Annotated in this window: 11 protein-coding genes; 7 read left to right on the top strand and 4 right to left on the bottom strand. The window is 57.5% G+C overall.

Features of this window, described 5'->3' with window-relative positions:
* Positions 1-8: 8 nt before the first annotated feature.
* Complete coding sequence (gene ssuC, locus ACJ8J1_RS14855) at positions 9-803, top strand: aliphatic sulfonate ABC transporter permease SsuC (RefSeq protein WP_033642581.1); 795 nt, start codon at positions 9-11, stop codon at positions 801-803.
* Complete coding sequence (ssuB, locus tag ACJ8J1_RS14850) at positions 800-1,573, top strand: aliphatic sulfonates ABC transporter ATP-binding protein (protein WP_033642580.1); 774 nt, start codon at positions 800-802, stop codon at positions 1,571-1,573. Before ssuC ends, ssuB begins: the two co-directional genes overlap by 4 nt.
* 51 nt (positions 1,574-1,624) lie before the next feature.
* Here the strand turns inward: ssuB and pepN are convergent, their stop codons facing one another.
* Complete coding sequence (gene pepN, locus ACJ8J1_RS14845) at positions 1,625-4,243, bottom strand: aminopeptidase N (protein WP_033642579.1); 2,619 nt, start codon at positions 4,241-4,243, stop codon at positions 1,625-1,627.
* 336 nt (positions 4,244-4,579) lie between these two features.
* Here pepN and ACJ8J1_RS14840 point away from each other — a divergent pair, with 336 nt between their 5' ends.
* From ACJ8J1_RS14840 to ACJ8J1_RS14820, 5 genes are all read left to right on the top strand, one after another.
* Positions 4,580-6,280 carry a GGDEF domain-containing protein gene (locus ACJ8J1_RS14840; RefSeq protein WP_033642578.1) on the top strand — a complete coding sequence of 567 codons (1,701 nt, stop codon included), beginning with the start codon at positions 4,580-4,582 and terminating at the stop codon, positions 6,278-6,280.
* 255 nt (positions 6,281-6,535) lie between these two features.
* Positions 6,536-7,741, top strand: coding sequence for a nicotinate phosphoribosyltransferase (gene pncB / locus ACJ8J1_RS14835; RefSeq protein ID WP_033642577.1), 1,206 nt, complete (start codon positions 6,536-6,538; stop codon positions 7,739-7,741).
* Positions 7,742-7,958: 217 nt separating this feature from the next.
* A complete protein-coding gene (gene asnS, locus ACJ8J1_RS14830; RefSeq protein WP_033642576.1) occupies positions 7,959-9,359 on the top strand; it encodes an asparagine--tRNA ligase in 1,401 nt (466 codons plus the stop codon).
* A 301-nt stretch (positions 9,360-9,660) separates the two neighbouring features.
* The gene (ompC, locus tag ACJ8J1_RS14825; protein WP_033642575.1) at positions 9,661-10,770 is read left to right on the top strand and encodes a porin OmpC; all 1,110 of its coding nucleotides are present in this window, start codon (positions 9,661-9,663) and stop codon (positions 10,768-10,770) included.
* 244 nt (positions 10,771-11,014) lie between these two features.
* Positions 11,015-12,205: an amino acid aminotransferase gene (locus ACJ8J1_RS14820; protein WP_033642574.1), complete on the top strand. Its 1,191-nt coding sequence runs from the start codon at positions 11,015-11,017 to the stop codon at positions 12,203-12,205.
* Positions 12,206-12,279: 74 nt separating this feature from the next.
* On the opposite strand, the gene ACJ8J1_RS14815 is transcribed toward ACJ8J1_RS14820, so the two are convergent.
* The 3 genes from ACJ8J1_RS14815 to ldtD all read right to left on the bottom strand — a co-directional run bounded on the left by ACJ8J1_RS14815 (position 12,280) and on the right by ldtD (position 15,529).
* A complete protein-coding gene (locus ACJ8J1_RS14815; protein WP_033642573.1) occupies positions 12,280-12,927 on the bottom strand; it encodes an MBL fold metallo-hydrolase in 648 nt (215 codons plus the stop codon).
* A gap of 64 nt (positions 12,928-12,991) precedes the next feature.
* Complete coding sequence (locus tag ACJ8J1_RS14810) at positions 12,992-13,540, bottom strand: YcbK family protein (protein ID WP_004928217.1); 549 nt, start codon at positions 13,538-13,540, stop codon at positions 12,992-12,994.
* A 180-nt stretch (positions 13,541-13,720) separates the two neighbouring features.
* Entirely contained in the window at positions 13,721-15,529 is a 1,809-nt protein-coding gene (gene ldtD, locus ACJ8J1_RS14805; protein ID WP_071991639.1) for a L,D-transpeptidase, read from the bottom strand.
* Positions 15,530-15,689 lie beyond the last annotated feature (160 nt).

The raw sequence follows: 15,689 nt of genomic DNA, 5'->3' as shown, positions 1-15,689 counted from the left end.
GCGCCCCGATGGCAAAGAACGCGCAACGCATCCTGTACCGGCTGGCCCCTTGGGCGCTGCCGCTGGCGCTGGTGATCATCTGGCAAGTCGCCGTCGAAACCGGCTGGCTGTCCAACCGCATTTTGCCGGCGCCGAGTGCGGTGCTGGCCGCCTTCTGGCGCCTGAGCCAAAGCGGCGAACTGTGGCAGCACCTGAGCATCAGCAGCCAGCGCGCGTTGTTAGGCTTCGCCATCGGCGGCAGCATCGGACTGATTCTCGGCTTTATTACCGGGCTGTCGCGCTGGGGTGAACGTCTGTTGGACAGTTCGGTGCAAATGATCCGCAACGTGCCGCACCTGGCGCTAATCCCACTGGTGATCCTGTGGTTCGGCATCGATGAATCCGCCAAGATCTTTCTGGTGGCGCTCGGCACGTTGTTCCCGATTTATCTCAATACCTATCACGGCATCAAAAACATCGATCGCGGCCTGCTGGAGATGGCGCGCAGCTACGGTCTGAGCGGTTTTCGCCTGTTCACGCAGGTGGTGCTGCCGGGCGCGTTGCCGTCGATTATGGTCGGCGTGCGTTTCGCCCTCGGGTTCATGTGGTTGACGCTGATCGTCGCCGAAACCATCTCGGCCAACTCCGGCATCGGTTATCTGGCGATGAACGCGCGTGAATTTCTGCAAACCGACGTGGTGGTGGTGGCGATCGTGCTGTACGCCCTGCTCGGCAAGCTGGCGGACGTGGGCGCACAACTGCTGGAACGCGTCTGGCTGCGCTGGCATCCGGCCTATCAACTGAAACAGGGAGAAGCGCTATGACCCTTCCCGCTCGCCTTGCGCAAGGCACGCCGGTGACGCTGGAGTCCATCGGCAAACGTTACGGCAACCGCACCGTGCTGGATAACATTCAGCTACGCATCTCTGCCGGGCAGTTCGTGGCGGTGGTCGGCCGCAGCGGCTGCGGCAAGAGCACCCTGCTGCGTCTGTTGGCCGGCCTGGAACAGGCCAGCAGCGGCGCGCTGCTCAGCGGCAATGCGCCGCTTGCCGCCGCCAAAGAGGATACCCGGCTGATGTTTCAGGATGCGTGCCTGTTGCCGTGGAAAACGGTGATCGACAACGTGGGTCTGGGGCTGCGCGGCCACTGGCGCGACGCGGCGCTGCAGGCGCTGGCCGCGGTCGGTTTGGCGGATCGCGCCCGCGACTGGCCGGCGGCGCTGTCCGGCGGACAAAAGCAGCGGGTCGCCCTGGCACGCGCGTTGATCCACCGCCCCCGCCTGCTGCTGCTGGACGAACCGCTCGGGGCGCTGGATGCCCTGACGCGCATCGAGATGCAAGGGCTGATAGAATCGCTGTGGCAACAGCACGGTTTTACCGTACTGCTGGTGACGCACGACGTCAGCGAAGCCATCGCGCTGGCGGATCGGGTGATCCTGATTGAAGAGGGCCACATCGGACTGGATCTGAGCATCGATCTGCCGCGGCCACGCCGTAAGGGTTCAGCCAGGCTGGCGGAACTGGAAGCTGAAGTGCTGGAGCGGGTGTTATCGCCGCCGGTCACCGCGGCCAGCCCACGCCAGGCGGCGAATTGAACGAAAAAAGGACGGCGCAGGCCGTCCCTTTGGGTATTCACGGTGAAAAGATTAGGCGTCGAGCGCCTTGCTGATCTTCTCGTACAGATCGCCGGACAGGTTTTCCAACCCTTTCAGCTGTTCCAACGCTTTGCGCATCAGCGCCTGGCGACCGGCGTCGTAACGCTTCAGGCGAATCAGCGGTTCGATCAGGCGCGCGGCGATCTGCGGGTTGCGCTGGTTGAGATCGCTGAGGATCTCCACCAGGAATTGATAACCGCTGCCATCCGCCGCATGGAACGCCGCCGGGTTGCCGGAAGCGAAGCCGCCGATCAGCGAGCGGGTGCGGTTCGGGTTGCTCAGGCTGAACGAGCGGTGTTGCAGCAGCGCACGCACCTTGCTCAACACATCCGCCGACGGGCTGCTCCCCTGCAGCACGAACCATTTGTCCATCACCAGGCCATCCTGATGCCAGCGCTCGTCGAACGCCGCCAACAGCGCATCGCGACACGGCAACTGGGCCGCAACCGCAGCGGACAGCGCCGCCAGCGAGTCGGTCATGTTATCCGCCTGGCGATACTGTTCGCTCACCAGTTGGTCCGCCAGCGCCGCATCTTCGCCGAACGCCAGATAACCCAGGCACACATTGCGCAAGGCGCGCTTGGCGATGTCGGCGTGCTCCACGCGGTAGCCGTCGGTCTTGTTGGCGTGATACACCGCCAGCCACTCATCGGCCAACTCCCGCGCCAGGCAGCGAACGATCGCTTCGTGCACCGCGGCGATCGCTTCCGGATCGATGGTGGCGAACAGTTCAGCGATTTCGTTCTCCGACGGCAGCGTCAGGATCTGCGCCGCCAGCGCCGGATCCAGCGTCTCGTTCAGCAACACCGCACGGAACGCGTCGGCCACGTGCAGCGGCAGCGACAACGGCTGCTTCTGCTGGTGCCGCGCCACGTTCAGTTTGATGTAGGTCGCAAGCAGGCTCTGCGCCGCATCCCAACGCGCAAACTCATTGCGCGCGTGCTGCATCAGGAAGGTCAGTTGCTGATCGCTGTACGGATAATCCAGTTTCACCGGCGCAGAGAATTCACGCAGCAGCGACGGCACCGGCTTGTGCGCCACGCCGTCGAACACGAAGGTCTGCTCCGCCTCGGTGACGTTCAGCACGTTGTTGACCGGCAGGCCGCCCTTCTGCAGCGCGATGACGTTGCCTTCGCTGTCATACAGCTCGATATCCAGCGGGATATGCAGCGGCAACTTCTCAGGCTGATCGGCGGTCGGCGCGGTTTTCTGGCTGACATGCAGGCGATATTGCTGAGTTTCCGCATCGTACTCGTCGCGCACCGTCAACAGCGGCGTGCCGGACTGGCTATACCAACGGCGGAAGCGCGACAGATCCACGTTGGACGCGTCCTCCATCGCCTGTACGAAGTCATCGCAGGTGGCGGCGCTGCCGTCGTGGCGTTCGAAATAGAGCTGCATCCCTTTCTGGAAGTTCTCTTCCCCCAGCAGGGTGTGCATCATGCGGATCACTTCAGAACCTTTCTCATACACCGTCAGGGTGTAAAAGTTGTTCATCTCGATGACTTTATCCGGACGAATGGCATGCGCCATCGGGCTGGCGTCTTCGGCGAACTGCGCGCCGCGCATCACGCGCACGTTATCGATGCGGTTGACCGAACGCGAGCCCAGATCGGAACTGAACTCTTGATCGCGGAACACCGTCAGCCCCTCTTTCAGGCTGAGCTGGAACCAGTCGCGGCAGGTGACGCGGTTGCCGGTCCAGTTGTGGAAGTATTCGTGGCCAATCACTGCTTCGATGTTCAGGTAATCTTTGTCGGTGGCGGTTTCCGCCTTCGCCAACACGTATTTGGAGTTAAAGATATTTAACCCTTTGTTCTCCATCGCGCCCATATTGAAGAAATCGACCGCCACGATCATATAAATGTCGAGATCGTATTCCAGACCGAAGCGGGTCTCGTCCCACTTCATCGAGTTTTTCAACGAGGTCATCGCCCAGTCGGCGCGATCCAGGTTGCCGCGATCGACAAACAGCTCCAGCGCGACCTTACGGCCGGAACGGGTGGTGAAGCTGTCGCGCAGCACGTCGAAGTCCCCCGCCACCAACGCGAACAGGTAGCAAGGTTTCGGGAACGGATCCTGCCATTGCACCCAGTGGCGACCATCGGCCAATTCACCCTGGCCAATACGGTTGCCGTTCGACAGCAGGAACGGATAGCGCGCCTTGTCGGCCACGATGCGGGTGGTAAAGCGCGCCAGCACGTCCGGGCGATCCTGGTAATAGGTAATATGATGGAAGCCTTCGGCTTCGCATTGCGTGCACAGCGCATCGCCGGACAGATACAGCCCTTCCAGCGCGGTGTTTTTCGCCGGGTGAATATCGTTGACGATGGTCAGAGTGAATTGTGCCGGCAACGCTTCGACGATCAGCTGGTTATCCTGCTGACGATAGGCGCTCCACGGTTGACCGTCGACCTGAATGCTCACCAGCGTCAGATCCTCGCCATCCAGCACCAGCGGTGCGCCGGCCGCGCCCTGACGTTTGATTTTACTGACGGCGGTCACGCGCGTGGTTTCCGCGTCCAGACTGAAGTCCAAATCGATGTCGGTCGTGGTGTAATCGGGCGCGCGATAATCGTGGCGATATTTTGCCTGTGGCTGTTGTGTCATAAAAACCCTTAAACGTCTCAGTGAGTTATAGGTGCCAGGCCGCTCTTCTCCTCCGCGCCGTCGCTGGAGATTTCCCTTGCGGCGCTCGGCGAACCTGATTGTGAATAAACTGTATCACAGCTGGCTGAAAAGCCCAGATCCGCCGGGCAAGCGCGATAAAGAAATCAGAGGCAAATCATAGTTCACCCACCAGATGGCAGCGCGGGTGACCAATGGCCAAATAAAAATCAGCATTTAATGCTAAAAAACCGCCTTCGCGGCGCTCCGGCATTGTTGAGGCGGCACAGGCGGCATGATGGTATAATTGCCGAATCAGGCTCAGGGATGACTCGCACTATGAAAATCAAATACGCTATCTATTTTTTCACCCTGTGCCTGATGACCTCCTTCTCGCTGTTCATCGTCGAGGAACTGCTCGAAGCCCATACCGAGTACCGCGATAACCAGCTCAACCTGTATAAGATCGATCGCGCCAAAGAAATCTCCGAGGCCTTTCAGGCTTCGCTGCAGGCTCACCGTCTCAAACGCTTGAGCCTGATCGATCCGCAAATCACTCGCGCGCAGTGTCTGGCCGCCGATCGGGTGGCGCGCGAGAAAATCGCCCGGATCCGCGAGCATCTGAACGACACGGTCGCCAGGGAGCTGGGTGTGCGGCAAAAAATCGCCGCGCTGTCGATGATCGGCCTGATGGAACAGTTGCTGGATAACGACAACCTGCAGCTTTCGCAGGTCAACAACGCCAACGCCAACCTGTTCAATATCAACAGCGCCTATTACATCTCGCAAACCAGCAAGAGCTATTACCGCTACACCTACGATACCCGAATGGTGGATACCGACTCCTTTATGTTTCTCGAGGCCATTCGCCTCAACAACCGGCTGAATATGTCGCTGACGGAGTTAAGCGATCAGATTATCGACGTCAACGTCAGCCCGCTCGATCGCAAAGACGCCTATCTGAAGTCCATTCAGTTGACCGGCGTCCTGAACGCGCTGAGCACCCGGTTGATCTTCATGAAGCTCAACTACGACGACGTGCAAACCACCAGCATCGTCAATCAGTTGCTCACCCAGGTGTCTACCGAACGCCTCAAGCAGATTACCGATGGGCTATACACCGCCATCAATACCCAAAAGCCCTATCCCGCCGCGCTGATCTCGCGCTATGTCGACGAGTTGAGCGGGCTTTCGCAGACGCTGTATCAACGCAGCTTCGAGCTGGAAACCGTCGCTTCGCGTCACAAGATTTATGACAGCCAGACCACCATTTACGGCATGATCGCGCTCGCCGGTCTGGGGGTGCTGCTGTTCATTTTGCCGGCGCTGGTGTTCTGCACCAACATCAACCGCTGGTTGACCAAAACCCACAACAATATCGTGCGGCTGTCGCGCGGCGAGATGAATATCGATCGCAACGACGCCTTCTACAGCCGGGAACTGATCGCCATCAGCGACGCCATTCAACAGCTCAGACAATATCAGTTGGACAAGGTCTCGCTGGAAAGCGAGAAACAGCTGCTGATTAAAGAGCTTGAGGCCTCTTCCTTCCTCGATCCGCTCACCAACATTTATAACCGCCGTAAATTCTTCCTCGAATGCCAGCTATTGGGCGACGGTAGCTACCCGCAGGCCTTTTGCCTGATCGATATCGACAACTTCAAACAGCTCAACGACAGCTACGGCCACGATGTCGGTGACCGGGCGCTGGTGGCATTCGGCCATCTGTTGCAACGCGCGTTTCGCGCCAGCGACATCTTCTGCCGCTACGGTGGCGAAGAGTTCGCGGTGCTGCTGGGCAACTGTTCGTTGGACAACGCGCGGGACATCATGGAGCAATTGCGCGCCCGCACCCATCGCCTGACGCTGAATCTGGCCGACGGGCGGCAAGTGCGTTTCACCACCAGCTGCGGCATTGCGCCGGTCAACGCGTTCACTGCGCTGCAGGCGGCGATAAAACAGGCGGACGAAGCGCTCTATTTTTGCAAAAAGAACGGCAAGGATCGGGTCAGCGTGCACACCCAGGCCGGGTTTATCTGATTTGTTGTTTAAAATAATTAACATTATAATTTTTATGACTAATTAGGCTAAGTCATTCACCTTACAGGCATATCTGGCTTTTTTCCCCCGCCGCCGTCGCCAGCCTGCCATAAAGGCACGTTTAATCCTCGACCCGCTTCGGTGATTTATGGTGTGATGCAGCTTCAATAACAGGATAATCCGGGTATACTCCACCCCCACTTTTATGATTATCCGGATTTGGACACGCGCCTGACGAGGATGCTGTAACGCGCTATGACTCAATACGCTTCCCCGATTTTGACATCACTGCTTGATACCGATGCTTACAAGCTTCATATGCAGCAAGCAGTGTTCCATCGCTATCCCGCGATCAGCGTGGCGGCGGAATTCCGCTGCCGCGGCGACGAACTGCTGGGCGAATATGCCGACGAGATCCGCGCGCAGGTCGCCCTGATGAGCCAGCTGGCGCTGACCGACGCCGAATTCGCTTACCTTTCGGGCCTGCCCTTCTTCCGTCAAGATTACCTGAGCTGGCTGCGCACGTTCCGATACGATCCGCAGCAGGTGACCATCGACAACCGCGACGGCAAGCTGCAAATCCGCATCGCCGGGCCGTGGCGTGAAGTGATCATGTGGGAAGTGCCGCTGCTGGCGGTGATCAGCGAAGTGGTGCACCGCCGGCGTTCTCCGCTGGCGACGCCGGAACAGGCGGTAGCCCACCTGCAAACCAAGTTGGCGCAGTTCAAGACGCTAGCGGGCGATTTGGATCTTTCACGCTTCAAGCTGATGGACTTCGGCACCCGTCGCCGTTTCTCCCAGGGCGTACAACAGGCCATCGTCAGCACCTTGCAGGCCGAATTCCCGTACCTGTCGGGCACCAGCAATTACGATCTGGCGCATCAGCTCGGCCTGGCGCCGGTCGGCACGCAGGCGCATGAATGGTTCCAGGCGCATCAGCAGATAAGCCCGGTGCTGGCCAACAGCCAGCGCGCCGCATTGCAGGCCTGGCTGGATGAATACCCGGATCAGCTTGGCATCGCGCTCACCGACTGCATTACCATGGATGCTTTCCTGCGCGACTTCGGCCCGCAGTTCGCCGAGCGTTATCAGGGGCTGCGCCACGATTCGGGCGATCCCGTCGAGTGGGGTGAGAAAGCCATTGCCCACTATCAGAAACTGGGCATCGACCCGATGAGCAAAACGCTGGTGTTCTCGGACAACCTGGATCTGGAAAAAGCGCTGGCGCTCTATCGCCACTTCTATCAGCGCATCAATCTCAGCTTCGGTATCGGCACGCGCCTGACCTGTGATATTCCGGGCGTTAAACCGTTGAATATCGTGATCAAGCTGGTCGAATGCAAAGGCAAACCGGTGGCTAAGCTCTCCGACAGCCCCGGCAAGACCATCTGCCAGGACCAGGCATTCGTGCGGGCCTTGCGCAAGGCCTTCGATCTGCCGCTGGTGAAGAAAGCCAGCTGAACCTTCTCTATATAGAGAGAAAGAAAGCCGGCCCGGTTTACGCGCCGGCTTTTTTGTTTTTATCCCGAACGCCCTCTTTTCAGTCAGCCGCGATAAATGTTGCGCCAATCCGATGATTTCTGCTTGTGCTCTGCACCGCGGCAAGTAACATAGCCATTACCCCCATATTCTTGGGTTGTAAGCTATTTCTAAACCAAATTATTAAAGAGAGAAATCTATGAGCGTAGTGCCTGTAGTCGACGTACTGCAAGGTCGTGCTGCGGTTGACAGTGAAGTCACCGTACGCGGCTGGGTACGTACCCGGAGAGATTCAAAAGCTGGTATCTCCTTCCTGGCCGTCTATGACGGTTCCTGCTTTGATCCGTTACAGGCCGTCGTTAATAATTCTCTGCCGAATTATCAGGATGAAGTGCTACATCTGACCACCGGTTGTTCGGTTGAAGTCACCGGCAAAGTCGTCGCTTCACCGGGCGAAGGCCAGAGCTTCGAACTGCAGGCTACCGCAATCAAAGTGGTCGGCTGGGTCGACGATCCGGACACTTACCCGATGGCGGCCAAGCGCCACAGCATCGAATACCTGCGCGAAGTGGCTCACCTGCGCCCGCGCACCAACCTGATCGGCGCCGTGGCGCGCGTACGTCATACTCTGGCGCAGGCGATCCACCGCTTCTTCCATGAAAATGGGTATTTCTGGGTCTCTACTCCGCTGATCACCGCCTCCGATACCGAAGGCGCCGGCGAGATGTTCCGCGTGTCCACGCTGGATCTGGAAAACCTGCCGCGCACCGACAAAGGCACCGTCGATTTCAGCGAAGACTTCTTCGGTAAGGAAGCCTTCCTCACCGTTTCCGGCCAGCTGAACGGCGAAACCTACGCTTGCGCGCTGTCGAAGGTTTACACCTTCGGCCCAACCTTCCGCGCCGAAAACTCCAACACCAGCCGCCACCTGGCGGAGTTCTGGATGATCGAACCGGAAGTGGCCTTCGCTACGCTGGACGACGTCGCCGGCCTCGCCGAAAGCATGCTGAAGTATGTGTTCCAGGCGGTGCTGGATGAACGTGCCGACGATCTGAAATTCTTCGCCGAACGCGTGGATAAAGACGCTATCGCTCGTCTGGAGCGCTTCGTGTCTTCCGATTTCGCCCAGGTGGACTACACCGACGCCATTGAGATCCTGCTGGCCTCGGGCCAAACCTTCGAAAACCCGGTTTCCTGGGGCATCGATCTCTCTTCCGAGCATGAACGTTACCTGGCGGAGAAACACTTCCAGGCGCCGGTGGTGGTGAAAAACTACCCGAAAGACATCAAAGCGTTCTACATGCGCATGAACGAAGACGGCAAGACCGTCGCGGCCATGGACGTGCTGGCGCCGGGCATCGGCGAAATCATCGGTGGCTCGCAGCGTGAAGAACGCCTCGACGTGCTCGATCAGCGTCTGGAAGAGATGGGGCTGAATAAAGAAGACTACTGGTGGTATCGCGATCTGCGCCGCTACGGCACCGTGCCGCATTCCGGTTTCGGCCTGGGCTTTGAACGTTTAATCGCCTATGTCACCGGCGTGCAAAACGTGCGCGATGTGATTCCATTCCCGCGCACGCCGCGTAACGCAAGCTTCTAATTTATACGATCACACGTTTTTTAAACGATTTCGTTACAAAACAAAGGCCAGCATCGCTGGCCTTTCGCATTTTTTAATATTGACGCACGTCACAAAGTTCCCGAAAAATTACATTTAGTTACACATACTTTCCTTTTGCAACCTGATTGGGACATTGGTATCATTTTCGTCCTAGATTAACCCGCCTGTGAATGGAACACTGCGTTCAGACACAGGACGACACCAATCTATCAACAATAGTTCCCAAAGAATTATTGGCGGCAGTGGCAAAGGTGTCCGAATAACACCAATGAGGGTAATAATGATGAAGCGCAACATTCTTGCAGTGGTAATCCCGGCTCTGTTGGCTGCTGGTGCAGCAAACGCAGCTGAAATCTACAACAAAGACGGCAACAAGCTGGATCTGTACGGCAAAGTTGACGGTCTGCACTACTTCTCCAAAGACAAAGGTAATGACGGCGATCAGACCTATGTTCGTTTCGGCTTCAAAGGTGAAACCCAGATTACTGACCAACTGACCGGTTACGGCCAGTGGGAATACAACGTTCAGTCCAACCACGCCGAATCTCAGGGCACCGAAGGCACCAAAACCCGTCTGGGCTTCGCCGGTCTGAAATTCGCTGACTACGGCTCCTTCGACTACGGCCGTAACTACGGCGTACTGTACGACGTGGAAGGCTGGACCGATATGCTGCCAGAGTTCGGTGGCGATACTTACACCTACTCCGACAACTTCATGACCGGCCGTACCAACGGCGTTGCGACCTATCGTAACAACAACTTCTTCGGTCTGGTTGACGGTCTGAACTTCGCCGTTCAGTACCAGGGTAAAAACCAGAACGACAGCCGTGCTCTGAAAAAACAGAACGGCGACGGCTGGGGCCTCTCCTCTACTTATGACATCGGCGAAGGCGTAAGCTTCGGCGCTGCCTATGCGTCCTCCAACCGTACCGACGATCAGAAGCTTAACGCTACCGCTAAAGGCGACAAAGCTGACGCATGGACCGTGGGCGCGAAATACGACGCCAACAACGTCTACCTGGCGGCGATGTATGCAGAAACTCGCAACATGACCCCATACGGCGAGTCTGACTTGACTATCGCTAACAAAACTCAGAACTTCGAAGTGACCGCTCAGTACCAGTTCGACTTCGGTCTGCGCCCAGAAGTGTCTTACCTGCAGTCTAAAGGCAAGGATCTGGCTGGCCGCACCGCGAACGGCGCTCGCTTCAACGGCGGCGACGCTGACCTGGTTAAATATGTTTCTGTTGGTACCACTTACTACTTCAACAAAAACATGTCCACCTACGTTGATTACAAAATCAACCTGCTGGATGACAACGACTTCACCAAAGCTAACGGCATCGCAACTGACGATATCGTAGGCGTTGGTCTGGTATACCAGTTCTAAGTTGTCTCGCTTATCGGCGGTTCACCGTCGGCTAAGTTAAAAAACAGGGCTTCGGCCCTGTTTTTGTTTGTATCAGCCGGTAACTTTTTATCCTGCCGATTCCCCCTTCCCCATCATTTTTTCTGTCGAATCCTTCACGTTCATAAGATCGCGGTGTTTTTATCGCAAACGGTTGGCAAAGCCGATAACTGGCGCTACCCTGATGCTTCTGTCTGCTTAACTCCGAGATTTGGAAGCACCTGACATGTTTGAAAAAATCACCGCCGCACCCGCCGACCCGATCCTGGGCCTGACCGACATTTTCCGCGCCGACGCCCGCCCGAATAAAATCAATTTAGGCATTGGCGTTTATAAAGACGAAACCGGTAAAACCCCGGTGCTGACCAGCGTAAAGAAAGCTGAACAGTATCTGTTGGAAAATGAGACCACCAAAAACTATCTCGGCATTGAGGGCATCCCGGCGTTCGCCAGCTGCACGCAAGAGCTGCTGTTCGGTAAAGAGAGCCCGATCGTCGCCGATCGCCGCGCGCGCACCGCACAGACGCCAGGCGGCACCGGCGGCCTGCGCGTGGCGGCAGACTTTATCGCCAACCAGACCAGCGCCAAGCGCATCTGGATCAGCAACCCAAGCTGGCCGAACCACAAGAACGTCTTTAGCGCCGTGGGCCTGGAAGTGCTGGAATACGCCTACTATGACGCCGCCAACCACGCGTTGGATTTTGACGGCCTGCTGAACAGCCTGAAACAGGCGCAGGCCGGCGATGTCGTGCTGTTCCACGGTTGCTGCCATAACCCGACCGGTATCGATCCAACGCCGGAACAGTGGGCGCAGCTGGCTGAACTTTCCGTCGCCAACGGGTGGTTGCCGCTGTTCGACTTCGCTTATCAGGGCTTCGCCAACGGCCTGGAAGAAGATGCGCAGGGCCTGCGTATTTTCGCCGCCAAACATAAAGAACTGATCGTCGCCAGTTCCTATTCGAAAAACTTCGGTCTGTACAATGAGCGCGTCGGCGCTTGCACTATTGTAGCCGCCGATGCCGAAACCGCCGATCGCGCCTTCAGCCAGGTGAAAGCGGCCATTCGCGCCAACTACTCCAACCCGCCGTCACACGGCGCCGCCGTTGTCGCCACCATTCTGGGCAACGATGCGCTGCGCGCGATGTGGGAACAAGAGCTGACCGATATGCGCCAACGCATTCACCGCATGCGTCAGCTGTTTGTGAACACCCTGCAGGAGAAAGGCGCTCAGCAGGACTTCAGCTTCATCATCCAGCAGAATGGCATGTTCTCGTTCAGCGGCCTGACCAAAGAGCAGGTGCTGCGTCTGCGTGAAGAGTTTGGCGTTTACGCTGTGAACTCGGGCCGGGTGAACGTGGCGGGCATGACGCCGGACAATATGGCGCCGCTGTGTGAAGCCATCGTCGCCGTGCTCTAAGCGCGTCGGCGAAAGCCACCAGTTTGAAGGGGCGCGCTATGCGCCCCTTAATTATTTCTGCCGGGAAATGATCGTTACCACACCGCTGGCTCTTCGCGCAGGAACGGGTTGGTCTGGCGCTCGTGACCGAAGGTCGACATTGGACCGTGGCCGGGAATAAAGCGCATGTCGTCGCCTAACGGCAACAGCTTGGTGCGAATAGAAGCGATCAGCGCCTGATGGTCACCGCGCGGGAAGTCGCTGCGCCCCACGCCGCCGTTAAACAGCACATCACCCACCAGCGCCAAACGCGCCTGCTCATTGATAAAGACGATGTGGCCCGGTGTGTGCCCAGGACAATGCAACACCTTGAGCTTCATCTCGCCCACCTGCATCTCATCGCCTTCCGACAACCAACGGGTCGGGGTCAGCGGCGCACACTCTTCCAGCCCGAACATCCGGCTCTGCGCCGGCAAACCATCCAGCCAAAAAGCGTCCTCTTTATCCGGGCCGTAAATCGGCACCTGATAATGTTCCGCCAGCTCCGCCGCCGCGCCGACGTGATCCAAATGGCCGTGCGTCAGCAAAATCTGCGTGATTGTCACACCCTGCTTCGCCACTTCCGCTTTGATTTTTTCCGCTTCGCCGCCGGGATCGACCAACGCCGCCTGCTGCGTGTTTTCACACCAGATCAGGCTGCAATTCTGGCTAAAAGCGGTAACGGGAATAAGATGGTATTTCATAAGGCTCCAACGACAATAACGCCGCCTCCGCAAGGAGCGGCGTTATTCACTGAGGGCACCGCGATTACCAGCTTCGAACCGGGCCGGTATCGATGTGCACGAAGTTGCTACGTGGGTAATATCCTACACCACCAGCGCGCATTTTTAACGCCGCTTTACGGATATTACTCAACTGGATACCTTCAATATGGAAATCCATCGCCTGGCCCTTGGTATGGTAGCTGTGCTTGGCCACACCACGGCTGTGCGCGCGCAATTCGTTGTTGGTATCTACGGAACGGTAACCGGAGATCAGCTGCACCGGCTTGCTGGTACCCAGCAGCCCCTGCAGGCGATAGAGGTGATCAAACAAACTGGGATCGATAGATTTAACCTTGTTGGCGCGATAATCGCGGAACAGATGATTTAGCCGAACCAACTCTTCTTTATTGTAGCCTTTGCCGTCAAAGAACTCGGCTTTAATAGATTCACCGGTATTCAGGTTATTCAACACTAAAATACGCGGTCGAGCGGTGGAAAGACTGGCAAACGCCTGCCCTGGAAGCAGCGCTATGCCCATAGCTGCGCCGCCTAGCGCCAGCCATTTACGGCGATGATGATCAATTTTGTCCATGACTCTGTTAAACCCGGCAAGAATGTCAAAATAAATGCACAAAGCAGCGCACTGTCCGAACCATAACCGCCTGCGTATGCTGAGTCAACCCGCGATACGCCTAGGTTTACAGGCCCCCAGGTAAGAGGGCCTGCGGTATAGCCAAACATTCTGACCGTTATTTATTTATAATTACTGCATTTACTGCATTAATTTTTTGGCCTGAGCCAAAATTTGTGCGCCCGATCTCACCGTATTATCATAATTGTAAATATCTGTACGGAATTGCGGTTGGCCGTCATCCGAAACCCAGGCGGTCAGATAATACAGTTTTACGGGAATACGCTGGCGAATATTCACATAAGTGGTATTCCCTTCTTTCAGCGTGGAGGAAACGCGGCTATTGTTCCAGCCGGCATCCTGCAGCAGCATATTCGCCAAATCGGAAGCCTTGTTCACCCGCACGCAGCCGGAGCTGAGCGCGCGAATGTCTTTCTGGAACAGGCTGTGGTTCGGGGTATCGTGCAGGTAGATCGCGTCCGAACTCGGCATATTGAACTTGAAACGCCCCAGCGAGTTGGTGGCACCCGGCGCCTGGCGCACGCGATACGGGAAGTTGCGCGCAGAGACCATGCTCCAGTCGATCATCGCCGGGTTGATCACCTCCGCATCGTTGCTCCAGCCCGACAGCACGGTATAGCCGTGTTTCTGGAAATAGTTACCGTCGCGCATCGCCTTCGGCACGATATCCTCACGCACCAGCGTAGTCGGTACGTTCCAAGGCGGGTTGACCACCACGTTGTTCAACGCGCTGCTCATCAGCGGTGTCTTGCGGCTCGGCCGCCCGACGATAACGCGGGAGGACAGCACTTCGTTGCCGTTCTGGTAGTAGGTCAGCGAGTAGTTGGGAATATTCACCATAATGCCGGTGCCGACATGCCCCGGTAAAATTCGCAGACGTTGGATATTCAACGCCAGCAGCGCGGCGCGGGTTTTCGGTGACACGTTGAGCCACTCGCGAGTGCGCACGCCGATCACGCCGTCCGCCGTCAGCCCCTGCCATTTCTGGAAACGTTTGACGCCCTCCACCAGCTCGTTGGTATAGAGGTTGTCGCTCACCACGCTGCCGACCTGCGGCGGCGTCTGTTCAGCGGTCAACTCCGTCACCGGCGCCGCCGACGGACTGACCGTCACACGCCCCTTCTCTTCGTCTACCGTCAGCCCGCCGTCATCAGGCTCATTGCTCTTCGCCGAGACGACCGCCGGCTCCGGCTCGGCCTCCGGCGCCGAAGCGGCCAGCATGCCGGTGCGCGTCAGGATTTCACGCAGCGCAGGAATATCGTTGCTCATTTGTCCTGGGCGCAGGCTCGGGCCGCTGCCCACCTGTGGCCAGGGGCGGTTATCCGCCAACATATCGCGCAGCGCCTGATGCATCTTGGCGTATTGCGGGTGCTGCGGCGCGAGCGAATTCACATAGCTCAGCGTGCGCGCCTGACGCACCGCCAGCTGCCATTGGTTGATCACCGCAGTGGGCGGCAAGCCAAGCTTGTAGGGAATATTGCTGTACAGCCAACTGGTGCCGTTGGCGCCGATAGCGGACACGAACTGCAAATAGCCCAGCATCGCATCGGACAGCACCACATCGCGGCCTACGTCATTGAGCGCCGGATTGGTCAACATCTTCACCCATTGGGTGAACTGCGGCTGCACGCCGGACATCGCCAGCTCGGCCAGCTGCTGTTGAAACTGCTGAACGGCCTCGCGATCCTGCCACATCGGCTGCATATGATTCGCCGCATACAGCGGCGCCAGCGTGGAAAGGTAGTGCAGATCCATGCCGCGCGGCAACGCGGCCAGCAGTTCAGAACGGCTCTGCGCAACGGACATGCCTGCTGATGCCACCGGTAACGCCGTTACGGTGGCCAATGCGGAAAACGACGACACAAGACTACAGGCGATAGCGCCACTCAGCGCCAAACGTCGTAGAGAGTTTCCCTTTTTAAGCAACATCCCTTGCCCCCTGTATGCTCACAAAAAAACGTCAAAAAACTGCATATAGCTTCAGTATACAAACAGAAAGGCCGTTTCGCCCTGCGGACGTCGAATTACTGTTTATCTGATTAAACTAACCGCTTTTCAACGGATAAAAAAGCAGGACTATCATCCACGC

This window comes from Serratia sp. CY37869, assembly GCF_052168895.1.
GTDB classification, from domain to species: domain Bacteria; phylum Pseudomonadota; class Gammaproteobacteria; order Enterobacterales; family Enterobacteriaceae; genus Serratia; species Serratia ureilytica.
This window is presented reverse-complemented; position numbering and strand designations above follow the sequence as displayed.